At 43.9% G+C, this 23,407-nt stretch carries 19 protein-coding genes; 4 read left to right on the forward strand and 15 right to left on the reverse strand.

Annotation, left to right across the window (positions count from 1 at the left end; all coding sequences use genetic code 11):
- Window positions 1–100 precede the first annotated feature (100 nt).
- From mfd to dapF, 5 genes are all read right to left on the reverse strand, one after another.
- Window positions 101–3,649, reverse strand: a complete 3,549-nt coding sequence (mfd, locus tag B5G33_RS07970) for a transcription-repair coupling factor (RefSeq protein WP_087417253.1) — start codon at window positions 3,647–3,649, stop codon at window positions 101–103.
- Window positions 3,650–3,652: 3 nt separating this feature from the next.
- The gene (gene pth, locus B5G33_RS07975) at window positions 3,653–4,270 is read right to left on the reverse strand and encodes an aminoacyl-tRNA hydrolase (protein WP_087269172.1); all 618 of its coding nucleotides are present in this window, start codon (window positions 4,268–4,270) and stop codon (window positions 3,653–3,655) included.
- 10 nt (window positions 4,271–4,280) lie between these two features.
- On the reverse strand, window positions 4,281–5,234 hold the full coding sequence (locus B5G33_RS07980; RefSeq protein ID WP_087417254.1) for a TIGR03943 family putative permease subunit: 954 nt from the start codon (window positions 5,232–5,234) through the stop codon (window positions 4,281–4,283).
- 27 nt (window positions 5,235–5,261) lie between these two features.
- The gene (locus B5G33_RS07985) at window positions 5,262–6,374 is read right to left on the reverse strand and encodes a CobW family GTP-binding protein (protein WP_087417255.1); all 1,113 of its coding nucleotides are present in this window, start codon (window positions 6,372–6,374) and stop codon (window positions 5,262–5,264) included.
- A gap of 172 nt (window positions 6,375–6,546) precedes the next feature.
- The gene (dapF, locus tag B5G33_RS07990; RefSeq protein ID WP_087417256.1) at window positions 6,547–7,389 is read right to left on the reverse strand and encodes a diaminopimelate epimerase; all 843 of its coding nucleotides are present in this window, start codon (window positions 7,387–7,389) and stop codon (window positions 6,547–6,549) included.
- 202 nt (window positions 7,390–7,591) lie between these two features.
- Here dapF and B5G33_RS07995 point away from each other — a divergent pair, with 202 nt between their 5' ends.
- Window positions 7,592–8,632: a threonine aldolase family protein gene (locus B5G33_RS07995; RefSeq protein WP_087417257.1), complete on the forward strand. Its 1,041-nt coding sequence runs from the start codon at window positions 7,592–7,594 to the stop codon at window positions 8,630–8,632.
- Window positions 8,633–8,770: 138 nt separating this feature from the next.
- On the opposite strand, the gene B5G33_RS08000 is transcribed toward B5G33_RS07995, so the two are convergent.
- The 4 genes from B5G33_RS08000 to B5G33_RS08020 form a co-directional block, all read right to left on the reverse strand.
- Entirely contained in the window at window positions 8,771–9,814 is a 1,044-nt protein-coding gene (locus B5G33_RS08000) for a type II TA system antitoxin MqsA family protein (RefSeq protein ID WP_087417258.1), read from the reverse strand.
- A gap of 337 nt (window positions 9,815–10,151) precedes the next feature.
- Window positions 10,152–11,147 carry a dipeptidase gene (locus tag B5G33_RS08010; RefSeq protein ID WP_087417260.1) on the reverse strand — a complete coding sequence of 332 codons (996 nt, stop codon included), beginning with the start codon at window positions 11,145–11,147 and terminating at the stop codon, window positions 10,152–10,154.
- Between the two features lie 15 nt (window positions 11,148–11,162).
- Window positions 11,163–12,068, reverse strand: coding sequence for a putative manganese transporter (locus B5G33_RS08015; protein ID WP_204247348.1), 906 nt, complete (start codon window positions 12,066–12,068; stop codon window positions 11,163–11,165).
- 180 nt (window positions 12,069–12,248) lie between these two features.
- Window positions 12,249–15,287 (reverse strand): glycoside hydrolase family 2 TIM barrel-domain containing protein, encoded by a 3,039-nt coding sequence (locus B5G33_RS08020; RefSeq protein WP_087417261.1) that lies wholly within the window; start codon window positions 15,285–15,287, stop codon window positions 12,249–12,251.
- Window positions 15,288–15,538: 251 nt separating this feature from the next.
- Between B5G33_RS08020 and B5G33_RS08025 the strand changes: the two genes are divergently transcribed.
- Window positions 15,539–16,015: a flavodoxin gene (locus B5G33_RS08025; RefSeq protein WP_087417262.1), complete on the forward strand. Its 477-nt coding sequence runs from the start codon at window positions 15,539–15,541 to the stop codon at window positions 16,013–16,015.
- Window positions 16,016–16,028: 13 nt separating this feature from the next.
- Here B5G33_RS08025 and B5G33_RS08030 read toward each other — a convergent pair whose 3' ends face one another.
- From B5G33_RS08030 to B5G33_RS08050, 5 genes are all read right to left on the reverse strand, one after another.
- Window positions 16,029–17,057, reverse strand: a complete 1,029-nt coding sequence (locus B5G33_RS08030) for an aromatic acid exporter family protein (protein WP_087417263.1) — start codon at window positions 17,055–17,057, stop codon at window positions 16,029–16,031.
- A 118-nt stretch (window positions 17,058–17,175) separates the two neighbouring features.
- The gene (locus B5G33_RS08035; RefSeq protein ID WP_442856603.1) at window positions 17,176–17,745 is read right to left on the reverse strand and encodes a hypothetical protein; all 570 of its coding nucleotides are present in this window, start codon (window positions 17,743–17,745) and stop codon (window positions 17,176–17,178) included.
- Between the two features lie 6 nt (window positions 17,746–17,751).
- Window positions 17,752–18,846, reverse strand: coding sequence for a HAMP domain-containing sensor histidine kinase (locus B5G33_RS08040; RefSeq protein ID WP_087417265.1), 1,095 nt, complete (start codon window positions 18,844–18,846; stop codon window positions 17,752–17,754).
- Window positions 18,843–19,514: a response regulator transcription factor gene (locus B5G33_RS08045; RefSeq protein ID WP_087417266.1), complete on the reverse strand. Its 672-nt coding sequence runs from the start codon at window positions 19,512–19,514 to the stop codon at window positions 18,843–18,845. Before B5G33_RS08045 ends, B5G33_RS08040 begins: the two co-directional genes overlap by 4 nt.
- Before the next feature lie 88 nt (window positions 19,515–19,602).
- The gene (locus B5G33_RS08050; RefSeq protein WP_087274841.1) at window positions 19,603–20,031 is read right to left on the reverse strand and encodes an Rrf2 family transcriptional regulator; all 429 of its coding nucleotides are present in this window, start codon (window positions 20,029–20,031) and stop codon (window positions 19,603–19,605) included.
- Between the two features lie 425 nt (window positions 20,032–20,456).
- Between B5G33_RS08050 and B5G33_RS08055 the strand changes: the two genes are divergently transcribed.
- Window positions 20,457–21,086, forward strand: coding sequence for a PBECR4 domain-containing protein (locus B5G33_RS08055; protein WP_087417267.1), 630 nt, complete (start codon window positions 20,457–20,459; stop codon window positions 21,084–21,086).
- Window positions 21,087–21,184: 98 nt separating this feature from the next.
- On the opposite strand, the gene B5G33_RS08060 is transcribed toward B5G33_RS08055, so the two are convergent.
- The gene (locus B5G33_RS08060) at window positions 21,185–22,567 is read right to left on the reverse strand and encodes a vWA domain-containing protein (protein WP_087417268.1); all 1,383 of its coding nucleotides are present in this window, start codon (window positions 22,565–22,567) and stop codon (window positions 21,185–21,187) included.
- A gap of 243 nt (window positions 22,568–22,810) precedes the next feature.
- Between B5G33_RS08060 and thiW the strand changes: the two genes are divergently transcribed.
- Window positions 22,811–23,335: an energy coupling factor transporter S component ThiW gene (thiW, locus tag B5G33_RS08065; protein WP_087417269.1), complete on the forward strand. Its 525-nt coding sequence runs from the start codon at window positions 22,811–22,813 to the stop codon at window positions 23,333–23,335.
- The last annotated feature ends 72 nt before the right edge of the window (window positions 23,336–23,407 follow it).

Genomic DNA, 23,407 nt, shown 5'->3' on the forward strand with positions numbered 1-23,407 from the left:
TCCTGTAGTTACAAAAAATGTCCTTTTCCCATTATAGACGCTTTTATTCTCCGGGGCAAGAGCCATTTTCCCCGAAGAATGTGAACATACTGTGAAAGCCTTATTCCTCCGCCAATGGAAGAAAATCTGTTAGGATACTTTTCAGAAGCACCAGCACATCCAGGGTTTCTTTTGGTTTTCTTCCTTTAAGGGAAACCTGGAAATAAGGCGGCTCTTCCAAATGCATCTTCAGATTATTCTTATATTTTTCCAAGATTCCAGGAAATCCTGCCGGGTCCAGTTTTGCCCGTTTAAACATTGTAATTTTTACGTCTTTTCCTGTCTGCTTGATTTCTGTAATATAAACCTTATGGGCAAGAGCCTTAAGGGCTGCTATTGCCAGAAGATTCTCCACTGCTTTAGGAGGCTCTCCGAACCGGTCCATAAGTTCTTCCAGCATATCTTCATACTCTTCCTGCGACTCAATAGCTGCAATACGTTTATATACATCCAGCTTCTGATATTCATTGGGAATATATTTCGGCGGGATAAAGGCGTTCAGTTCCAGATCAATGGCAGTCTCAAAGTCTTCCTGTTGTTTAATGCCTTTTGCCTCTTTCACTGCCTCGTCCAGCATTTTACAGTACAGGTCATAACCCACTGCCTGCATATGACCATGCTGCTCAGCACCCAGAAGATTTCCCGCTCCACGGATTTCCAGGTCCCGCATGGCAATCTTAAATCCGCTGCCCAGATCTGTAAATTCCCGAATAGCATGGAGCCTTTTCTCTGCAACTTCTTTGAGCATTTTATTTCTGCGGTACATAAGGAAGGCATAGGCTGTTCTGTTAGAGCGGCCCACACGGCCACGAAGCTGGTAAAGCTGAGAAAGTCCCATCTGGTCTGCATCGTGGACAATCATGGTATTGGCATTGGAAATATCCAGCCCTGTCTCAATAATAGTAGTGGATACCAGTACGTCAATATCCCCATTAATAAAGCCATACATGATCTTCTCCAGCTGGTGCTCCCGCATCTGCCCATGGGCAAAGGCCACATTAGCCTCCGGTACCAGTTTTGCCACCCGGTTGGCGATCTCGTCAATGTCATTCACCCGATTGTATACATAATACACCTGACCGCCTCTGGCCAGCTCCCTGGTTATGGCCTCCCGGACCAGTTCTTCATTGTATTCCATAACAAATGTCTGGATAGGCATTCTATCCATAGGTGCTTCTTCCAGTACGCTCATGTCCCGGATACCGATCAGGCTCATGTGAAGGGTTCTGGGAATAGGTGTGGCAGTCAGTGTGAGAACGTCTACATTTTCCTTTAGTTTTTTAATCTTTTCTTTATGGGTAACCCCAAAACGCTGCTCCTCGTCAATGATCAGAAGTCCCAGATCTTTATACTTTATATCTTTGGAAAGGACACGATGGGTGCCTATGACAATATCCACCAGGCCTTTCTTAAGGTCTTCAATGGTCTTCTTCTGTTCTGCCGGAGTACGGAACCTGCACAGAAGGTCAATACGCACAGGGAAATCCTTCATTCTCTGGACAAAGGTATTGTAATGCTGCTGGGCCAGAATGGTAGTGGGCACCAGATATACCACCTGTTTGCTTTCCTGAACCGCCTTAAAGGCAGCCCGGATGGCAATCTCCGTCTTGCCGTATCCCACGTCTCCGCAGATCAGACGGTCCATGATCTTAGTGCTCTCCATATCTCCCTTGGTGGCCTCTATGGCTGCCAGCTGGTCTTCTGTCTCCTCAAAAGGAAACATTTCCTCAAATTCCCTCTGCCATACGGTATCTTTTCCATACTGATAGCCGGACTGGGCCTGCCTTGCAGCGTAAAGGGCCACCAGATCTTTGGCGATATTCTTGACTGCGCCTTTTACCTTTGTCTTTGTCTTATTCCAGTCCTGGGTTCCCAGTTTATTCAGCTTAGGGGCTTTAGCGTCAGCTCCTGCATATTTCTGAAGCAGGTCCAGCTGATTGGGAAGGATATACAGGGTACTGTTATCTCCATACTCAATCTTAATGTAGTCCTTAGCTACCCGGTCTACATCAATCTTCTCAATTCCTCTATAGATTCCCAGTCCATGATTTTCATGGACCACATAATCACCAACGCTCAGCTCGCTGAAATTCTGGATACGTTTGCCGCTGTATTCTGTCTTCTTTCTCTTTTTCTTCTTTTCCTGTCCGAAGATATCTGTTTCCGTGATCAGCACAAACTTGATGAGAGGATACTCAAAGCCTCTCCTGGCGTGGCCAAAAGCTGTCATGATTTCTCCCGGAGCAATGGTCCGGTCCATATCTTCTGTGTAAAAGCTGTTCAGTCCTTCCTGGCTTAAGTCCTTTGCCAGTCTGGCAGCTCTGGTACGTGAAGGGGAAAGAAGTAAAACCTGATATCCATTTTTCTTAAAGTATTCCATGTCCTTAACCAGCAGCTCGAAGCTGTTGTTGTAGGGACTGACAGATTTTACTGTAGTATAAAACTGCTCCCGGATATCCCAGTCTCCTCTCTGCTGTTCCATGGTACACAGAGATACGCAGTTTTTCTTATTTATGTTCTGGATCACCTGGCGGCAGGGCATGAGCAGGTCTGTCTGTCCGGCCAGAAGATATCCTTTCTCCAACCGATGCTCCATGCTCTCCCGAAATTCTGTTTCAATGGCATTACCCTGTTCCGTCAGTCGATTGGTCTCATCCAGAAATACCAGAGTATCTTCTGCGGGAAAATAATCCAGAAAAGTTACCGCATTCTTATAAAAATACCGTACAAAATGTTCTGCTGCTGAAAAGTCCTGATACTCTTTCAGGCTATCCACAGCCTCTTCTACCATCCGGGTAAGCCTGGCCCCTTCTTCGGTCAGAAAATCATCTCGGAATTTTTTTACCATGGCTTTTTTCTCTTTTTCGATGGCCTTCAGACCTTTTTCCAGGACCTCCTGGTCCAGGACCATCTCTGCTGCCGGGTAAATAGTAACTTCTTCCAGATTTTCTATAGAACGCTGGCTTTCCGGGTCGAAACTTCGTATAGAATCAATCTCATCTCCCCACAACTCGATCCGCACCGGATTATCCAGAGTCAGAGGAAAAATATCTATGATGCCGCCTCTGACAGAAAACTGTCCCGGAGCCTCTGCCTGGGCGTTTCCCTCATATCCCATACCCAGAAGCTGTTTTCTCAGTTTCCCCAGTTCTACCGGACTGTCGCTTTTAAAGACAAGAGTATGGTCCTTTATAACCTCCAGAGGAAGAAGGTAGTCCATGCAGCCGCCTATACTGGTGATCACAGTAACCCCTTTCTTCTCCAAAAGGGCAGCCACCGCCTTCATCCGGTCTCTTGTCAGCAGATTTCCATGTACATCGGCCTGAAAGAAGATCAGGTCCTTGGCCGGATAGAGGTAAACCTCCTGGTCATACATCCGGTAATCTTCGTAGATTTCCCTGGCTTTCAGATCGTTCTCCGCTATGATGAGACAATTCATATTTTCTCTTTTAGCATCTTTCTGCATACCGCGAAAAAGCCCATACATCATATGGGCTTTCTGTGATTCCACACAGCCGGAGAGCTGAAGGACTCCCCGGTTTTTCGGAAGTCTTGACCGTATCTCCCGGTACTCTGTTAAATTTTCCAATGGCTGCATAAATACCTGCATAATCTACTCCTGCGGGCTTTCCGCCTCTTCCTGGGTTTTTGCTTTTTTCTTTTTGGCAGCTCCGTTATAGTGGTTCATAGCCGCTTCTATCCCTTGGGAAAGAATCATCTCCACCGCCTCTGCCGCCTGTACAACGGCCTGATCCACCAATTCTCTTTCCTGAGGTGAAAAACGGCCCAGCACATAATCTGCCAGGTCCCATCCCTTAGGTTTCGCTCCCACGCCGACTTTCACCCGGTAAAAGTTCTGAGTGCCAAGCTGGGCGATAATGCTCTTAATTCCATTATGGCCTCCGGCACTGCCTTTTTTGCGGATACGTATCTGCCCCGGCTCCAGATCGATATCGTCATAAATGACGATCATCTCTGATTCCGGATCCAGTTTATAATAGTTTACGAATTCCCTGAGGGAGTCTCCGCTTAAATTCATGTAGGTAAGGGGCTTTGCCAGAATCACCTTTTCTCCGTTGATAATTCCCTTGCCGTACATAGCCTTATGGGCAATCCCTCCCTGAGGAATCCTGTGACGTTCAATTAATTCATCTATGGTGTCAAATCCCATATTATGTCTGGTCTTTTCATACTGTCTCCCTGGGTTTCCAAGGCCTGCTATCAAAAACATATGATTCTCCTTAATTAAAATATACCAGCTCCTGAGCCAGAGGTTCTGCAGGCTCCAGAGAAATGGCAGTAAGCACCGGTCCTTCCTTATGATAAGACTCTACATATTCATATCCTACCTCAGCTACCAGCTTCACCCATTTTCCTGTCTTCAGGTTTTTTGCCTCTGGTGTTCTGCAGATATATCCAATAAAGCTGGTGTCATCTGCACAGCAGGTCATGGCCATCCTTCCTGGCACAAAAACATTTTTTGGCAGTTCTCTGGATTTCAGCACCATGGCTGTAAAGGATACTTTTTTACCTTCATAAGTCTCCGGATGGTCCATGGCGTCAATAAACCAGATGCCATAGTCTTCATCCATAATGTCAATGACATCTGCTTCCACATCAAAAGGCATTTTCTCAGCGAAAATATCTTCAATCTCGCCTTCATCATCCTCAAAAATAATTTCGGCAGACTGATTCACTACCTTCACGCTTCTTCTGAAAGAAGCCAAGGGCATGTCCTTTGTACAGCGGTTAAAGAGAACCATATCTGCTCCTCTTACCATTTCTACAAACAGAGACTTCATGTTATTCATGTAAATCTGGAAGGTACTGGCATCTACAGTAACGATCTGCTGTACAAGGCCCCAGTCCTTTGGAAGCTGCATCTCTTCAAACTTGCTTACCTGCCACATACCGTTGTATTCAACGATCACCCGCTCTGGCCGATAGAATGCATCATAAGCCACCAGGCGCTCTGGCGTCAGGTCTTCAAATTTATCGATAACTTCTACGCTGGTCCTGCTTTTCTTCAGTTTTTTAGGGTCAAATTCCACCTCTCCCTCTTCACAGAGGATAAGAAGCGTGGGACCATCTATCTGAAAATAATCCTGATCAATCGTAAAATCCAGGAAGGTACTCTTGCCGCTTTCCAGGAATCCTGCCATAAAATATATGGGAACTCTGATTTCTTCTTCCATATCTTTGTCCAATCCCTTCTATAATTATTATACGCCAAAGAGCTCGGCCAGTTTATCCTCTGCAAGCTTGGAACCAATGACGCAAAGCCTTCCTGTATAATCTGGAGCGCCCTGACGGATATCCGCCTCACCGGGAACCATATCGAAATAAATCCACTGTCCGTCTTTGCCTTCTACCATGCCTTTGGCCCTCAGCACCATTCCATAAGATCCATCCTCAGACAGAGTATCCAGAATCTTCTGGATTTCCTTCTGAGAATAAGCCTTTACAGTCTCTTTACCCCAGCTTGTAAAGACTTCATCTGCATGGTGATGTCCATGATGATGGTCATGGTCGTGATGATGCTCGTGGCTGCATTCTTCATGGTCGTGATGATGCTCGTGGCCGCATTCTTCATGATCATGATGGTGTTCATGGCTGCATTCTTCATGGTCATGGTGGTGATGATCGTGGTCACATTCTTCATGGTCGTGATGATGGTGATGGCCGCCGCATACCGGGCAGGTTTCTTCTTCCATCAGCTCTTTTTCCAGGGAAGTATTATGCTCCATAGTGTTCAGTATCTTTTCTCCTGAAAGCTGTGCTATAGGTGTGGTGATCACAGCTGCAGTCTTATTTAAGGAACGTATCAGCTCTACTGCCGCCTCTACTTTCTCCTGAGTTGCCTTTTCTGTGTCTGTACGGCTAAGGATAATGGTTCCTGCATATTCAATCTGATTACTGAAAAATTCTCCGAAATTTTTCATATACATTTTGCATTTTGTCACATCTACCAAAGTGGTAAAGCTGTTTAACTTTATGTCAACTGAATCTTCAATCTTCTGCACAGCTTTGATCACATCGGAAAGTTTCCCTACTCCTGAAGGTTCAATGATAATCCTGTCCGGGCTGTATTTTCCGATTACTTCCTTTAAAGCTTCTCCAAAGTCTCCTACCAGAGAGCAGCAGATACAACCGGAATTCATTTCCCGTATCTCAATGCCTGCTTCTTTCAAAAATCCGCCGTCAATGCCGATTTCTCCAAATTCATTTTCAATCAGTACAACCTGCTCTCCTTTATAAGCTTCTTTTAAAAGCTTCTGGATCAGTGTGGTCTTTCCGGCTCCCAGAAATCCAGAAAAAATATCAATTTTTGTCATTGTGAAATCTCCTTTCTGCTATGATATGTGCAGTTTATACATGGGAAAAGGGGACGAAAGTACTGCTCCCGCCCCTTACTGCTGTATACTTCAATGTTCTTCGGTGGTTTCTAAAACCATCCCGCTGTGGCTAGTATATCACATCTTTTTCAAAAAACAAGTCCCCAACAACTTAGATTCCCTGAAAAAAGTCCTCAAACAGCTGGATTTTACATATCCGCTTTACGCTTCCGATCATCTTTACTTCCCAGTCTTCGTCAATCTGAGTCCAGAGTTTTCCTCCCGGCATGTGGACCATAACGTCAGAATCAATGAGCCCCCGCTTATATGCCGCTCCCGCTGCAGCACAGGCGCCGGTAGCAGAGGCCAGGGTATAGCCTACTCCTCGTTCAAAGATTTCAATTTCAATATTATTTTTATCTAATATTTTCACGATTTCGGTATTGATTCCCTCAGGAAAACATTCTGCCCTTTCAGAATATTTTCCTATCCGGCATACGGTCTCTCTGTCCGTATCTTCCAGCACAATGACACAGTGAGGATTTCCTGCGGAAACACAGGTACAGTCATATTCTTCCCCTCCGAAATTAAAAAATTCATGGACTGCCTCTCTGTCGGGGCCTGAAAGTCCCAGGGCTTTGCTGGAAAAGCGGAGTTTTCCCATGGTCATCTGGATCCGGTTCCCCTCTCTGTTCAGATATCTGATCTGGGAAATCCCGCTCTTGGTGTATAATTCAAAAGATTCTTTCTGTATATCTCCAATAGTTTTCAGATAATGGGCAAAGATCCTCAGGGCATTTCCTCCCTGCTCCGCCTCTGTGCCGTCCGGATTAAAAACCCGCACATACATATTCCCGTCTTTTTCATAGGGACCTGCCACAATACCGTCAGACCCGATACCAAAGTTCCGGCTGCAAACCCGGACGATTTTTTCCTGGTCCAGCTCCTCCTGATTTTTCCGGATATCATATACCAGATAATCGTTTCCCAGACTGTGATATTTATAAAATTCCATAGATGATTCCTTTCTTTAATATCTGATATAGTTATTTTATACACTGAGCCTGGGACTGTCAAATACAGGATTGAAGGTTTCCAAAGGAGAGAATTTCCTCTGTGCAGAAAAGATTTTTTATGTTAAAATGTATCTACAGCTTGTCTTTTGGGCTATCCGGAAGTAGTTTCCGGAATTTTCACACAGGAAGAGAGGTATACTCATGTATAGTTTTCAGAACGACTACAGCGAAGGCGCCCATCCGAATATTCTCAGGGCCCTGGAAACCATTAACTATCACCAAAATAACTCTTACGGACTGGATGAACATTCCAATGCTGCCCGGGAACTGATTCAAGAGGCATTGGAAGATTACAGCGCAGATATCCACTTTATCTCAGGCGGGACTCTGACGAATCTCACTTTTATTTCTCATGTATTAAAGCCTTATGAGGCAGTGATCAGCGCTCAGACAGGGCACATCAACACCCATGAAACAGGCGCTATCGAAGCTACCGGACACAAAGTCTTCTCTATTTCCACAGAAGACGGCAAATTAACACCCGACCTGATCCGTCCGGTTCTGGACCTTCATGAAAATGAGCACTGGGTAGAGCCCAGGCTGGTTTATATATCAAATCCTACAGAAATCGGCACCGTATATACAAAAGAAGAGCTGGAAGTTCTCTACGGATTCTGTCAGCGCCATCATTTGTATCTGTATATGGACGGAGCCCGTCTGGCTGCTGCACTGGCAGCAGAAGAGGTCTCTCACCTGACCTTCCCGGACCTGCCTAAATTATGTGATGCCTTTTATATCGGAGGTACCAAGTCAGGAGCCATGTTTGGAGAGGCCCTGGTCCTTATCCGGGAGGAATTTAAGGATCATTTCCGCTTTAACATGAAACAGCGGGGAGCTATTATGGCAAAAGGATGGATGATCGGCGTTCAGTTTGAAGAATTGTTCAAAGATAATCTTTACATAGAATTGGGAAAGGAAAGTATCCGGCGCATGGAGCCTATCAAGGAAGTCTTTGCGGAAACCGGAATCCCCTTGCTGTGCGATGCTCCTACCAATCAGATTTTCCCCATTTTCCCCAATGAACTGGCTGAGGAAATCAACAGTAAGTATCTGACTACTTTCCAGTGCAAGCCGGATTCAGACCATACCTGCCTTCGATTCTGCACTTCCTGGGTTACCAATGAAGATGCGGTTTCTGATTTTGTAGAAAGCTTTAGGGATATGGTTATTAAGTATCGGTAGCATAAGTTTTACTGGCTAATTACATTAACACTAAAAAAGATTATTCCGTAATTTCAGCTTTTAAGCTTCGATTTACCGCGGAATAATCTTTTTTTATCAGCTCCTCTTACCCTCGTTACACAAAGGTAATGTCATGTATTAAAATTCCCTTATCTTCTTTGCTAGAGAGAACGGAATAATATCTCCAGGTCTAGTTTCGATATATGCCTTCTCTTCATGCATATAATCAATAATTTCTTTTGCTTTATAATTTTTGAATTTTTTAATCACTTTATCTATGATATTCTTTTCGTCATCGTTTAAAATAGAATAATCCATCCCTCTAGTCGGATATATATGCAACATAGAATCATAATTATAGCTCTCTTCTTCACGAACGTTTAGGTTCTCCAGATTCATAAGACTATAATGTCCAATGGGAAGCGCCCCCATATCATTATGTCTATAAACCATACCTGTCATAGCACATCCGTTCAGCTTATAAGAAAAAGCATCTACATACCAGAGCATTTTCATGAGTTTTACTTTAAATAAATTAGAAACATTTTCAGCAATGTATGAAATCACAGCCTCGATTTTATCAATATCCAATGTTGTAAATCCATTGGAGTCAGAGGGTTCTTCATAATTGACATATTCTCCTTCAAATGCCTGTCGTGTCAAATACTCTTTTCCATAAGAGTCCAGCTTCTCTATAATATTTTTTCTTACCTCCACTCTATTTGCTCCTGAAAATTTAGCAGCATTCTTCTTCAAAAATTCTAAAGCTTGTAACGGATTATCCTTAATCAGCCGAAGCATTGTATCGTAGGCTTCATCCTGAATTGTTTTGCTCTCATATCTTGAAATTGTAGCTTCTCCCCATCCAAGTAATCTTGCAAGATCAACTTGTGAAAGGCCATAGCTTTCCCTTATTGAAACTATCTCATCAGATGTAAGTAAACCATGCTTAATGCGATAGGCGTTACGTGCATTGAGAAGATTTTCGTTGGTCATGGTTCCAGTTTCAAATTCATTTTCTTCTTCATCTGCATTTACACAAAAATAAAACCTCTCCTCATAGTTCACTTCATCACCCTTCAGCAAGATTGTTGCAAAACGTTTTCTTTCTTCAACTTCATGAGCCTTTCCACATAGTGGACAATCCATATGGATCTTTCTAATTAAAACACCAGTCTCCATTGTCCTACCTCCTTTTCGTCTCCGATTATGCATATGGTGTCGAATGTTCCATGTCGTCTTTTTTATTTTTGCGTATCATAACAAGATCCGTATCTATATTAAAGTCGTCATTTCCCAGAAGTGCTTTTAGCTCTTCCAGAAAAGCAATGACATCTCTTTTTTTCGACTGTGTACTAAGAAAAATATCGCTCACCCCCAGCGAAAAGTTCTTCACTATCAATTGATTGTATATGCTTTAATTGATAGTTTGTCAAGGGGTTTAAAACAGCAAAGCCGGAAATAAACACTCTACATTCAAAAGTATTTATTCCCGGCAGCTATACAAGTCTATATAAAACTATCCAAGGTTCTCCCATAAAAACCTGTCCGCATTTTTCCAAAAAATTTTTTCTGTCAGCCTATAAGAAATTCCCGCCTTTTCCATAGCTTCTGCAAGTTTTTCCATTCCCCCGGCATCTTCCATCTCCGGGGCCTCTTCTATCCCGTCAAAGTCAGAGCCAAGGCCCAGGCACTCCTCCCCTCCCACATTCACTATGTACCGGATCTGCCGGATCAGCTCTTCCATGGATGCTCCCGGCTGGCCGGGCCTCCAGTCTTTACGCACAAAGCTGACACAGTAATTCAGTCCCAGAATCCCTCCCCGCTCTGCCAAAGCACGGATCATATCATCTGTGAGATTTCTGGCAGCTTCCGGGGCAGCTCCTCTGGCATTGGAATGAGTGGCTAAAAATGGCTTTTTATAATATTTCGCCACATCCCAGAATCCTCCGTCAGACAAATGAGAAACATCCGGGATCATTCCCAGGCTTTCCATCTGTTCCAGGGACCTGATCCCTTTTTCTTTCAGTCCCCGCTCATCTCCCCAGCTCCAGGGATGGTCTTTAAAAGGATTCCCCTGGTGATTGGGATATCCCAGATCATTTTCATGATTCCAGGTTAAAGTAGCAATCCTGGCTCCCTGGTCATAGAGCCACTGTAAATGCCGGGAGGATTTTTCAAAAATGGTGCCTTCCTCCAGGGAAAGGAGAGCAGATATCCGGCCCTCTTCTCTATTCTTTTGGATATCTGCATAGGAATAAACCTGAGCGATCTTATCCTGATTTACTTCCAGCTCCTTTTTAAACAGCTCTATCATTTCTTTCGCCGCTGCAAAACAGTCCTCTGTATTTTCTTTGTCCAGAAAAATAGCAAAGGTCTGAAGCTGGTAGTCCCCTTTTTTCATTTTCTCCAGATCTACCTGAAGGCTGCTGGCAGAAAGGAAAAGATCCTTTCCTTCTTTCCTGCCTTCCCAGATAGCGCTGATGGTATCGCAGTGAAGGTCATAGACATTCATAGTTTCCCTCCGATTTTAAAAGGCAATGCCGAGAATTTCAAACAAAATTCCCCAGAATACGCTGATGCCATAGAGCAGACCGATGATTCCCAGGTTTTCTTTTGCTCCCCGGTTGGTACGGCACAGCACCAGGATCCCTACGCCGGCTCCTGCCAAAAGGCCTGCCATCATCTGTCCGGTTCCCAGGATTCCTCCCAGATACATCTGGGTAATGATCACAGAACCGGCACAGTTGGGAATCATTCCTACCAGACCTGCCAGCAGAACGCCCAGTACAGGCTGGCTGCTGATGATCGCTCCAATCTGGTCCTCACCCAGAACTTCCACCAGAAATCCGATAACCAGGGTTACCAGAAAGATAAAGAGGGTGATCTGAAGAGAATGGATTATAGCAGATTTCAGAATACTGCCTTCTTCGCAGTGGCAGTGTTCATGTTCACATAGATCATGTATATCTTTCTCATGATGTTCCCTGTGAATGTGTTTGTGCTCATGATATTCTTTCCGTTTCCTGCTTCCTGCCCTCCAGAGGATATCCAGAGCAAAGCCTGACACAGTTCCAATAAGTATCTTCACTCCCAGTATCTTTAAAATCACTGAGATTTCCACCGCCTCTGAAATGAAGATCGGCAGCATCTCATCAGATGTGGAAAGAAAAACCGCCATAAGAGTTCCCACTGAGATTACTCCTCCCGCATAAAAACTGGAGGCAGCAGCTGAAAAACCGCACTGTGGAAATACTCCGGCGATTCCTCCGATAAGAGGGCCCAGCTTTCCTGCTCTGCGTATCATCTGCTGAGTGGTCTCCTGGGTTTTGTGCTCCAGATACTCCATCACCAGGTACGTAAGAAACAGAAAGGGCACCAGACGCAGTGTATCGCTTACAGCATGCATAAGGGTATGCCAAATCAGTTCTGTCATATTAATCTCCTTTTTGATCTTATATACTATATACTTCGTGTACAAGGTAGAGTATCAATTTAGCACAAAAATTTAAAAAACACAAGAGTGGAACTGCTGCGTTAAACATATGTCAGGAATATTTATACATTTTATGCGAATTTGTCGAGCACAGCTTTGAGACCATAGGCTCAAAGAAGCTTAAATACCTTTAAAGGAGAAAGCGAACTCCATTTTTCCTTCTGTATTCAATAGAAATTCCGGATGTGTGGGGCTTCCCCAGCTGTCATCTCCGGCAATACCCATCTGTCCCAGAGCTGCCCGTACTACTGTATAATGTACCTCCGGCAGTTCATAAGGATGTCTGGCATTTTCCATCTCATGAGGCGTATAAGGCAGGGCGGAAAACATCATGGGACCGCTCTTCTCGTCCATTTCAAAAAGCATTCCTCTGCCTTTCCGGTCTGTTACTTTCGCATACCGGACGCCGGCCTTGGCTCCGCACTCCTGAGGCACTACATAAGCGGCCATATTGTCTTTTACCAGGTTTCTGTAAATTCCCAGCTTTGCCCCTTTCTGCCTGTCTGCATAGGTCTCAGCCGGTCCCAGTCCATACCATTCCAGATGGTCATAGTCTGCATTCAGCTTAAACATTACGCCAAATTCCGGCATATCTCCCAGTTCTTTCACCGGGTCATAGGAAAGGACGGCTGTCACTTTTCCTTCTCCGTCTACCTCATAGGAAAGCTGGCACTGAGATACAGGCCTTGTAGGAAGAAGGTATGTAAAAGTAACCTTTGCAGTATTCTCCTTAACCTCCAGTTCAGGTTTTATGATCTTCGCATAGGTGTTTTCCCGGTAGTCTTTATGGGTGGCATAGAGGCTGGCAATCTTCCACTGTCCGTATCTTGCAGGCATAAAGTTGCCGTTGTCATTGTCCGTAGGAGCTCTCCAGAAATTCGGCTTTGGAATTGCCTCAATCATTTCCTTCCCCCCATATTTATAGGAAGCCAGTCCTCCATTAAGACCGGAAAAGATTACCTCAAAGTTCTCTCCCTTAACACCGATATTATGAGTACTTCTGATGACTTCAATCTTTTTGGCAGATTTCTTTTTCTCTGCCTGGACACTATAGACATACTGGCCGAAAGCCACTTCATGACCTGCGGCTGCCCATACTTTGTCTTCCTTCAAAAGGAAAGCCACAGTGACTGCATACTCCCCTGGTCTGGTCTCCTGGGGAACAGGAAGGGCATAGGTCTTTTCGGATAAGGGTTCAACATCCGTCTCAAGTCCTGCTCTGCGGATGATCTTTCCATCTCTTTCTACAGTTACAAGGCAGTTAAAGGTATTGGTATTTACAAAAAGATTCTTGTTGATAACCTTAACCTCTCCAGCTCCCACCTGAACGGTAATGTTCTGATAATTGAATTTTACTTCCTGCATCTTAGGTGAAGGATTTCTCTCTCCTCCATGAGCAATGCCGTTAGCGCTGAACTCATAGTCTGTGGGACGCTCTCTGAAGTCTCCTCCGTAGGCCTGAAATTCTTTTCCGTATCTGTCTTTTTTATACAGCGTCTGGTCAATATAATCCCAGATAAATCCACCCTGATATAAAGGCTCGGTATCTGTCAGGTCTGTATACTTATACATAGCTCCGCAGGAGTTTCCCATAGCATGGGTATATTCACAGCAGATAAAAGGCTTGCTCCTGTCTTTCTCTAAGAACTTCTTAATGTTCTCCACTGAAGTATACATCTGGCTTTCGATATCGCTGGTATCATTGTATCTCCGGTCATGGAATACTCCTTCGTAATGAACCAGACGGGTAGGATCCTCTTTTCTGAAAAACTGGGACATTTCAAAGATATCCTTTCCTCCGAAAGATTCATTGCCGCAGGACCAGATCAAAACAGCCGGATGGTTCTTATCTCTCTGATACATGGAGTTGGCGCGGTCCAGCATCATATCCAGCCATTCCGGTCTGTCACAGGGAACTACTCCTGAAATATCACCTGTCTCTTCCACAGTATCCCAGGAACCATGGGATTCCAAGTTCGTCTCATCGATAAGATACAGTCCGTACTCATCGCAGAGACGATACAGTGGAGACGCATCTGGATAATGACAGGTGCGGATGGCATTGATATTATTTTGCTTCATGGTCTTCAGGTCTTTGATAAGTTCTTCTTCGGACACATGGCGCCCGGAAACAGAACTGAATTCATGGCGGTTCACACCCTTGAATACAATACGTTTTCCATTCAGAGTCATGATATGGTCTTTTATTTCAAATCTGCGGAATCCCACCCGTTCCGGGATATATTCCTGAAGGTTTCCATCCTGGTCATATATCTGGATAGTCAAATCATAAAGCTGAGGCTCTTCTGCACTCCACAGCGCTGGATTTTCGATCTCCATAGTAAGTCCGCCCTTGTCCAGATCATACTCTCCTTCAAAGGTCCTGCCGTCTTTGGACAGGCAGACCAGGGCTTTTCCCTGTCCCCAGGCTTCTGTGCGGATTTCCAGAGTGCCTCTGGTCAATGTCTCGTCAGGTATGGCCCGGATTCTCAGGTCTCTGATATGTACATCGGGAACCGTGTACAGATATACGTCTCTGTAAATTCCGGAAAATCTGTAAAAATCCTGGTCCTCGCACCAGCTGCTGGAAGTCCATTTAAACACCTGGGCTGCCAGCTTGTTTTCTCCTTCCTTTACATATTCTGTCAGTTCAAATTCTGACGGAGTAAAGGTGTCCTCACTGTATCCCACAAAATGTCCGTTCAGCCAGAGAGCCAGACCGCTTTCCGCACCCTGAAAGGAGATAAAAAGCCTTCTGCCCTTCATATGTTCCGGAACTTCAAAATATTTCACATAGCTGGCCACCGGATTAAAGTTTTCCGGGATCTCACCTGGCTGAATCTCTTCATGTCCTTCCCAGGGGTACTGAGTGTTAGCGTACTGAGGCACATCGTAGCCTTCCATCTGAATGTGAGCCGGCACCCGGATATCCTCCCAGTTCCTGCAGTTATATTCTTCCGTCTCAAATCCCTGTATGGCAGAATTATAATTTCTGGCATAGTGAAACTTCCACAAGCCGTTCAGGCTTTCAGTAAATACACATACTTTTTCTTCTGCATCCTCTGCTGATGCATAATATGGATGGTCGGAATGAGCTTCCATTCTTCCTTCCTGAAAATAACGCGGTTCTTTTACTTTCTGATAATCAAATGCACCCATGGTCCATTTCCTCCTGTTGGATTGTTCTATGCTTACAGTATAATACAAAGAGGCCCGGCAGTGTATCACTTGTTTAACTAAAGAATATAAGATTTCGAAACAAATATAGAAATGTCTCAACAGAGTTTCCCCAAAAAGGATTTCTGTACGTGAAAGGCATTTTCTACAATACCATATAAGCATTAGACTTTTCCTATTCCTGATCCTATAATAGAAAGAAAAAGACAAAATATAAGATTGGAGGAACAGACATGAGTAAAAAATTAGTAGCGTATTTTTCCGCAAGCGGCGTAACGGAAGCTGTAGCAAAGAATCTGGCTCAGGCCGCAGAGGCTGATCTGTATAAAATCCAGCCGGCTATTCCCTATACTGCTGCAGATCTGGACTGGATGAATAAAAAGAGCCGCAGCTCTTTGGAGATGAACGATCCTTCTTCTCGCCCGGAGATCATGAAAGAGGATCTGGATGCCGGCAGTTATGACGTAATCTTCCTTGGTTTTCCTGTATGGTGGTATGTAGCCCCTACTATCATTAATACTTTCTTAGAGTCCTGTGACTTTGCCGGAAAAACTGTAATTCCTTTCGCTACTTCCGGCAGCAGCGGTGTGGAAAATTGCGAGAAAAAACTCCGTCAGCAATATCCATCTATAAACTGGAAGCCAGGAAAGCTTCTCAACGGCGCCCCAACGAAAGAGGCTCTGGCAGCTTGGGTAAATACACTGGAATAAAGAAAACGCAGGTTTAACTCCCTGCGTTTTCTTTATTCCAGTAAATCCTCAATTTCTTCTCATCAAGTGATTCTACAAATCTTTTCTTATATATCAGAAATTCTTCCAAATCCATCATAATATGATATACTTTTGCTTTTCCTTCAAATTCCTCCCAGTTTTCAGGCAAAGGAGTCTTTTCCATATCTGCCAGAACCTGGTGGAGGCGTTCCAGCTGAACTTTTGGATTATTCATTTCTGTTACGTGTTCTTTCATGTAAAGGATGTATTCTGCTACTACTTCCGCCTGTTCCGGCATATTCCTTATCTTTTTAATCTCATAGTGGAGATTATGCAAAATCCCATACTGTTTTTCTCTCATCTCAAAATAATCAATGTAATAAGCTGGATGAAAATGCCAGGTATTGTTCTGATACTCATAAGCCTGTTCAATAAAAAATTTCAGTTTATCCTCCAAACGGATAATATCCGCCCATATGCTTCCCACAGTTTCCTCTCTCCTCAGGTAGCCCGCCAGTCTTTCCAGGATTATCTGAAGCTGCTGCTCCGTATAGCGCATATTTTTTATAAGCATTTTTTTGTGAGCCCTATTCCCGTTGAAAAGATTCAGGACGAAAGCCAGGCCAACTCCAATCAGCACCAGGAAAAATTCATTGAGTAAAAAGTCCACCGAAAAATCCTGGGCCGCCAGAATATGGGTAGCAATAACTGCGTTTACCGAAAGGGTATTTCTAAGACCGGTCAGTTCACAAAGCCCTACCATGAAAAAAAGAAAAATTCCAAATCCTATCCAGTCTCCCCGGACGTACTGAAGAATCAGCCAGCATCCTGCTGCAGTTATGAGAAATGTAAGAATACGCAGAAGAGAAAGTTTCAGTGTTCCCCACTTTGTGGTCAAAACAGACAGAAGGGTAATGATCCCCGCAGAAGCAGCATACTCCAGCTGAAGGTATTCTGCTATGTAAATAGCCAGACTGGCTCCTATTGCGATTTTTACAGACAGCAGTAAAATTTTTCCCGCCTTCAGTCTTTTCTCCCCCATTGTCTCCTCCCCGAGCAGTAAAATATAAACCAACTTGTTTTTTTCATTATAACTTACCGGCTTTTATTTGTATACACAAAAGCCGCCTCTTTCCGCTATTCATGTCTTTATATTTCTTTTAATTCAGCAGCTTATTCCCTTTTTCACAGATTTCATAAATCTCATCATATTTCGCTTCTATGAGAGGATTCATCTTTTCTGTCTGTTTTCTGACTCCCCATTTATACAGAAAAAAGGGAAATATCCAGCCCAGAAATCCCGGAACAGCCAAAATAATGCATAACAGTATCAGAGGAGGATCTGCTGTTACTGCAAAAGTGGAGCCGGCCATAAAGGCAGTTCCTATGATTCCCACAGACAGCGCCTGTATCCCAGGACGGGAAGTCTTTTCTTTCTCCAGGTTCTTGATTTCTGCCACACAGGCCTCAAAGTTTCTCTGAAGTCTTGTAAGCTCCATTTTATTGACGATTTTCCTGTTTCTCTTCAATCGCAGCATTATTTTTCTTTGGTGGGGAGCCCCTGTCTTCTCTGGGTATCTGTCATTTCCATACTGCACCGCATTCTCATCCACTTCCCAGCCGAAATTTTCGTATCCGTCTATAAGAAAAGAAATCTGCCCTGGCTCCGCTGATACTTCTTTATATTCATATCCTATAAAGTCCCTATGTCTTCTACTCTCATTCTCCAACATTTATCAACCTCCAATGGCCTCTTTTCCTTCCTTCTGTCTGGGAAGCTTTACTGTAAAGGTACTCCCTTTTCCCTTTTCACTGATAACCTGGATCTCTCCATTCATCAAATCCAGGATTCGCCTTACCAGAGCCAGGCCAAGTCCGTTTCCTTCTTTTGAATGGGAAGTATCTCCCTGATAAAATTTGTCAAATATATGCCGGACGCTTTCTCTGCTCATGCCGCAGCCAGTGTCTGAGACAGACACCTCCACATGATCACTGGTTCCAGTCTGACGTATGGTTACTTTTCCTCCCGGTTCCGTAAACTTAATGGCATTGGAAATCAGGTTATTCCACACCAGTTCCATAAGACTGGGGTCTGCCTGTATTACAGCCCCTTCCTCTATATCTACCTCCAGCTCCAGTTCCTTCTCATCCCATAGTTCTTCGTACTGCAGGATGCATTCTTCCAGCTGACCGCATAGGTCGTAGCTCTCAATCTCCGGGTCGATCCGCTGGTTCTCCAGCTTGTTCAGCTTCAGGATATTGCTGATCAGTGCAGACAGCTTTCCTGCGGCCTCTCGAATATTTTCTGCATATTCCAGCTTTTCTTCTTCACTTACGTTTTTCATCTGGAGCAGTTCCGCATAATTTTTGATAATGGCAATAGGGGTCTTCATCTCATGGGAAACATTGGAAACAAAATCTGTCTTCAAGGTCTCTACGCTTCCCAGTTCTTCCACCATCTTGTTAAAGTCCAAAATCATCACATCCAGATAATCCAGTTTGTCAGAGGTGTGAACTGTGGGAACATACACAGAAAAATCCCCTCCGGCTACCTGCTCGGTAGCTTCTGCCAGCCTGTGAAGAGGTGCCTCGTAAGTATCCTTTATTTTCTTCCTTGTAAAGAAGGTCAGACCTACTGCCACGGCACTCCAGTATATGGTAGGAATAAGGGTCTGAATGACGCTGTTCAATGCAAGAGCGTTCATAAGCACTACCAGTCCCTGATGGATTCCTGACATCAGAAGAATGACTCCCAGATAGATAGCGAAAAGAGAAACTGGAAAAAGGCTGTCCTTAATGATCCGTTTCCCGGTTTTATCTTTCCTGGTCATTGAAGCACCGCCTTATATCCCAGTCCCCGTACTGTCACAATCTTAAATCCATCACAACCAGACAGTTTATTTCTAAGTTTTGTCATATATACATCCACCGCCCTAAGGCTGGTGTCGCTGTCCAGGTCCCAGAATTCGTCCATTAGCTGAGCTCTGGAAAAAGTCTTTTTGGGATAAGAAAGAAGCTTATATATAATATTGAATTCTCTGGTAGTCAGGCTGATTTCCTCTCCATCTACTTCTGCACTCATTCCATCGGCGTCCAGCACCAGGTTTCCCACTGTGATCTTTCTCTCCAGCTCGATATTGGCCCGGCGCAGAAGGGCTCGTACCCGAAGGACAAGTTCATCCAGTTCCACAGGCTTTACCATATAATCGTCGATTCCCAACTGGAATCCTTTCTGCTTGGAAGGAAGATCATCCTTGGCAGACATGAAGAGAATGGGGATTCTCTGGTTCACCTTCCGCACCGTTCGGGCAAATTCGAATCCATCAATTTCCGGCATCATAATGTCTGAAATGATCAGGTCGTAAAGCTGATTGTACATTTCATCATAAGCCTCCCTGGCATTCAGACAGCCCTTCGCCTGAAAACCACTGTCATTCAGATAAGTACAGACAATCCGGTTCAGTTTCTCATCATCTTCCACCACGAGGATGTGTACCATCTTCTTTTCCTCCTTTTCTCTGTCTCTGACAAACAGGATAACTTCTTTCTGTTGCTGTAATGTTTAACTTTTGTTTCTGAATTGTTAATTATACATATTTATTCAGGTCTTTCATTACATCTGCCAGAGTAATGGCCTTCAGCTCTTTTTCCATAGCTTCCTGGACTCTGAGCAGCTTATCATCCAGGATGTTATGGATATTCTTTCCCACAGGACAGTTCATATTAGGATTTTCATGAAAATGGAACAGCGTATTTTCCTCTATGCATTCTACTGCCTGATATACATCCAGAAAAGTAATCTCTTCCAGAGGCTTTACCACAGCGGCGCCTCCGGTTCCTCTCTTTACTTCGATAAGGCCTTTCTCTTTCAGCTGTGACAAGATCCTGCGGATGATCACAGGGTTCACATTAATGCTGGAGGCCAGGAAGTCACTGGTTATCTTATATTCATCCTTAAAATTTTCCATACATGTAAGCATATGTATGGCAATGGTAAATCTGCTTGAAATCTGCATGGGCGTCTCCTTTCTTTGTATTTTATTTTAACTGGCAGCTATTGTAATGTCAATTATTACATTTTCACTCAGACTTTCCAGAAATTTCAGCCTGCCCTCTGTTCGAAACAATCTGTCATAAACTTTCAGCTTAGAATCAAAGTTATTGACATGCTCAAAACAGACGTTTATACTATGATTAACAGTTAAGTTCAACTGTTCTTCTCTGTTGCGGAGAAGTAAAAAATGAGCAAAAAGTATACTTTTTAAAATTACAGCATAAAGTATATAATCAGGTGCAGCTCCTGGTTTCTCTGCTGCGGAGAGTTTAAATATGAGCAGAATAAATTTAGCTGCGTGGAAGGGTTCTGGTCAGTGCAGAACCCTTTCTTTTTCAGAAGAACAGGTCACTTGTCCTACGTCTTTTATCTTATTTCGGAGGTCAAATGTATAGTGCTACCGATTTAAATAATCTTACTATAAAACCAAAGATAAACGACATCACTCTGGAAGTCTTGAGAGAATTCTACGAAATGTTCTTATATCCCTTCATTTTCACATATACTGTCACTGCAAATAACAGTTCCCGCAAAATCAAGTTAGCATTTAATACTCGTAATTTTTGCCATTTATTGGGAGTAGAGTCTATTGCCAAACGCTCTGTAAAATATTCCGATTTACATAATTACCGGGGTGAAGATGGATGGAATAATATTAAAAATGGATTGATAGACATAAAACAGTTAAAGCAATTAAATAAAAAACAGTTTAATAATGTTAAGGCAAAATATGTCTATTTTTATCTGCTTCCTTCATTGTTAGAGAATCCATTAGCTGTAAACTATAATAAAAATAAAGTGAAACCGCCTACAAATATCGACTGTGAACTGCTGTTTTACAGCACATATGATAATGCTGTTATCCACTTAGGCATAGATTGGGATTCACATGAAAATTATTACATCCCCAGAATTTTCTTCGTAGAAAAATTGAGAAAATCAAAAACTATAGATATTCACACAGAAAATCAAGAGCAAGTCACTGTTAAAAAAGAGGATAGAATTATCTTGATATAGGCTGCTCAAAAATTTGTATAAAGATTATTTTTCTTCCAGTTTTTAATCAGGGGTACCCCAAGTCATTTCTGACCTGGGGTACCCCTCCTTTATCAAATCTAGATGTTGACTACAGACTCACAGCATCTGAAGTCTGTATCAATGGTATTAGCGATTACCTGAGCCTTAAATTTTCTTTCTTCGCACATTGTCCCTGGAGTTCCTCCGCATACATTTATGTCATCCGGAACCACAAATTTAACGCATTTTACCTGAATATCCCGGCATCCAGGATAGTGGTGGGCAGGAATTGTCATGGTTTTCAGGCCTCTCTGGTACTCCTTTCCATAGCAGTCAACTTCTGTAAGGATAATCCCCAGAGCCACTCTTTTATCCGGGCACACATTCTTAATGGTGAGGTTAAGTTCCAGTATTCTTCCCTGGGATTCCAGATATACATCCCCCAGATCTATCACAGCAAAGTCCTTACATCCTTCCACTTTAAAGTCTATGGGGCGTGGGCATTTCTCCGGGGTCACCGGCTTCTCGCAGTCTACAATCACATAAGGTTCCGGGAAAATCACCTTATTTCCATCTTTATCGGAATAGGTAATAGAAGCATTCACAAGTTTTTTCCCCGAGGTCTGGCCTATATGCTTAATAAAGAACTCCAGGGAAGCTCCCTCATTTCCGGAAACCCCCAGCTCAGAAATTTTCCACTGAAGTGTGGTGGAATTTACCATCTCAGCGGTACCTTTGCTGGGAGGATTGATGCTCACGATGCTGAAATCTGGGTTTACTTCCTCGTCAATAACAATATCAAGGGCCCCAGGTTTTGAAATGTCAGCCGCTAAATCTGCAAATAAATCCTCCAGTTCTTCCTCATCCGGCGTCACCGCCACATGAGATGCATCCGGGTCTGTGGCCCAGTCGTTAAGCACTTCCACGTCTATTCCATCGTCCCCCAGAAGTCCGATACAGTAGATGACGATTCCTGCATCCCTGGCTTCTGCCGCCACAGGGGCTGGAGGAGCTCCGGCTGTGGTTTTTCCATCTGTAAACATAATGATCACCCTGGCATTGGAGGAGGCGGGATCGAAAAGCTGGATAGCCTTGGAAAAAGCGTCTGCATGGTTGGTTGCTCCCCCGGCAATAAGTCCGTCCACAGCATTTTTTAAATCCTCTGTTGAAGTAATAAGCCCCGTGTCAGCCACGGCAACGCTGGCAAAGCTTACAATACCGATGTGGCTCCCGGAGCCGATATTTCCATCCTGGGAGCTGTCCGTAGACTCATCAATAATATCTATAAAAGTCTTTGCCCCTTCTTTCATATTGGCAAGGGGACTTCCCGTCATGCTCCCGGAACGGTCCAGCACCAGAACAATATCTGTGGGATTGGAAGAAATATCCGGTGCTGCAGAGAGCCCCAGAGTTACTTTCACGATTCCATCGCAGTCTATTTTGGAAACATCTATTTCTTTATTCGCATTTGTTATGCCCATAACATTACCTCCATATTATGATAAGAGAGCAGATAGTTTTGCCCTCAATCTCATAATATGTTGGAAAAACCCGGTGGTCATAGCTGACTTAGCCCCGGGCAGGAATTCTTATTTTAAGGTTGTTTTTGAAAGCCGGGACCTGGAGTACCAGGTAAAAAAGCCCACAGATTTTTTTCAAATTTTCTTTGCTCTGTGATACAATAAGGCCTGGAGAAATTTTTTTAATGAAAGGTTTTGATCAATATGAAAAGTGTAAATGTCCGCAAGCTTGCCCTGGCAGGCATCCTTGTTGCGGTGGGAATTGTATGCTCCCCTCTGTCCATTCCTGTAGGAGCTTCCAGGTGTGCCCCAGTCCAGCATTTCATCAATATACTGGGCGGAGTCTTCTTAGGTCCCTGGTATGCTGTGGGAATGGCTTTTGTCACAAGTCTTCTGAGAAATCTCATGGGAACCGGAACTCTTCTGGCTTTTCCTGGTTCCATGTGCGGCGCCCTGATCTGTGGCCTGCTCTACCACTATACTCGGAAACTTCCCATGGCATACCTGGGAGAACTCTTTGGCACTTCTGTCATCGGCGGAATTTTAAGCTATCCAATAGCTATACTCCTTATGGGAGACTCCTGTGCTGTGTTTGCTTTTGTTCTTCCCTTCTTTGTGTCCAGCTTTGGAGGAACTCTCATTGCCCTGGTACTTGTAACTGCTCTGAAACGTACCAAAGTTCTGGATACCTATCTGGAAAGACTCCCAAAGCCGAAAAAAGGCCTTTAAACCATGGTCCTGTTCTCCCATAACCGTACTTCTGCCCTGGTACGGTCATGTCTGCCAATTTCTCTTATGTAA

Source organism: Blautia sp. An81 (genome assembly GCF_002161285.1).
GTDB lineage: Bacteria > Bacillota > Clostridia > Lachnospirales > Lachnospiraceae > Blautia > Blautia ornithocaccae.

What these genes read in the sequence shown, in the direction of transcription:
- mfd (WP_087417253.1), bottom strand. Translation starts at nt 3,649, where the DNA reads ATGCAGGTATTTATGCAGCCATTGGAAAATTTAACAGAGTACCGGGAG.
- pth (WP_087269172.1), bottom strand. Translation starts at nt 4,270, where the DNA reads ATGTTTTTGATAGCAGGCCTTGGAAACCCAGGGAGACAGTATGAAAAG.
- B5G33_RS07980 (WP_087417254.1), bottom strand. Translation starts at nt 5,234, where the DNA reads ATGGAAGAAGAAATCAGAGTTCCCATATATTTTATGGCAGGATTCCTG.
- B5G33_RS07985 (WP_087417255.1), bottom strand. Translation starts at nt 6,374, where the DNA reads ATGACAAAAATTGATATTTTTTCTGGATTTCTGGGAGCCGGAAAGACC.
- dapF (WP_087417256.1), bottom strand. Translation starts at nt 7,389, where the DNA reads ATGGAATTTTATAAATATCACAGTCTGGGAAACGATTATCTGGTATAT.
- B5G33_RS07995 (WP_087417257.1), top strand. Translation starts at nt 7,592, where the DNA reads ATGTATAGTTTTCAGAACGACTACAGCGAAGGCGCCCATCCGAATATT.
- B5G33_RS08000 (WP_087417258.1), bottom strand. Translation starts at nt 9,814, where the DNA reads ATGGAGACTGGTGTTTTAATTAGAAAGATCCATATGGATTGTCCACTA.
- B5G33_RS08010 (WP_087417260.1), bottom strand. Translation starts at nt 11,147, where the DNA reads ATGAATGTCTATGACCTTCACTGCGATACCATCAGCGCTATCTGGGAA.
- B5G33_RS08015 (WP_204247348.1), bottom strand. Translation starts at nt 12,068, where the DNA reads ATGACAGAACTGATTTGGCATACCCTTATGCATGCTGTAAGCGATACA.
- B5G33_RS08020 (WP_087417261.1), bottom strand. Translation starts at nt 15,287, where the DNA reads ATGGGTGCATTTGATTATCAGAAAGTAAAAGAACCGCGTTATTTTCAG.
- B5G33_RS08025 (WP_087417262.1), top strand. Translation starts at nt 15,539, where the DNA reads ATGAGTAAAAAATTAGTAGCGTATTTTTCCGCAAGCGGCGTAACGGAA.
- B5G33_RS08030 (WP_087417263.1), bottom strand. Translation starts at nt 17,057, where the DNA reads ATGGGGGAGAAAAGACTGAAGGCGGGAAAAATTTTACTGCTGTCTGTA.
- B5G33_RS08040 (WP_087417265.1), bottom strand. Translation starts at nt 18,846, where the DNA reads ATGACCAGGAAAGATAAAACCGGGAAACGGATCATTAAGGACAGCCTT.
- B5G33_RS08045 (WP_087417266.1), bottom strand. Translation starts at nt 19,514, where the DNA reads ATGGTACACATCCTCGTGGTGGAAGATGATGAGAAACTGAACCGGATT.
- B5G33_RS08050 (WP_087274841.1), bottom strand. Translation starts at nt 20,031, where the DNA reads ATGCAGATTTCAAGCAGATTTACCATTGCCATACATATGCTTACATGT.
- B5G33_RS08055 (WP_087417267.1), top strand. Translation starts at nt 20,457, where the DNA reads ATGTATAGTGCTACCGATTTAAATAATCTTACTATAAAACCAAAGATA.
- B5G33_RS08060 (WP_087417268.1), bottom strand. Translation starts at nt 22,567, where the DNA reads ATGGGCATAACAAATGCGAATAAAGAAATAGATGTTTCCAAAATAGAC.
- thiW (WP_087417269.1), top strand. Translation starts at nt 22,811, where the DNA reads ATGAAAAGTGTAAATGTCCGCAAGCTTGCCCTGGCAGGCATCCTTGTT.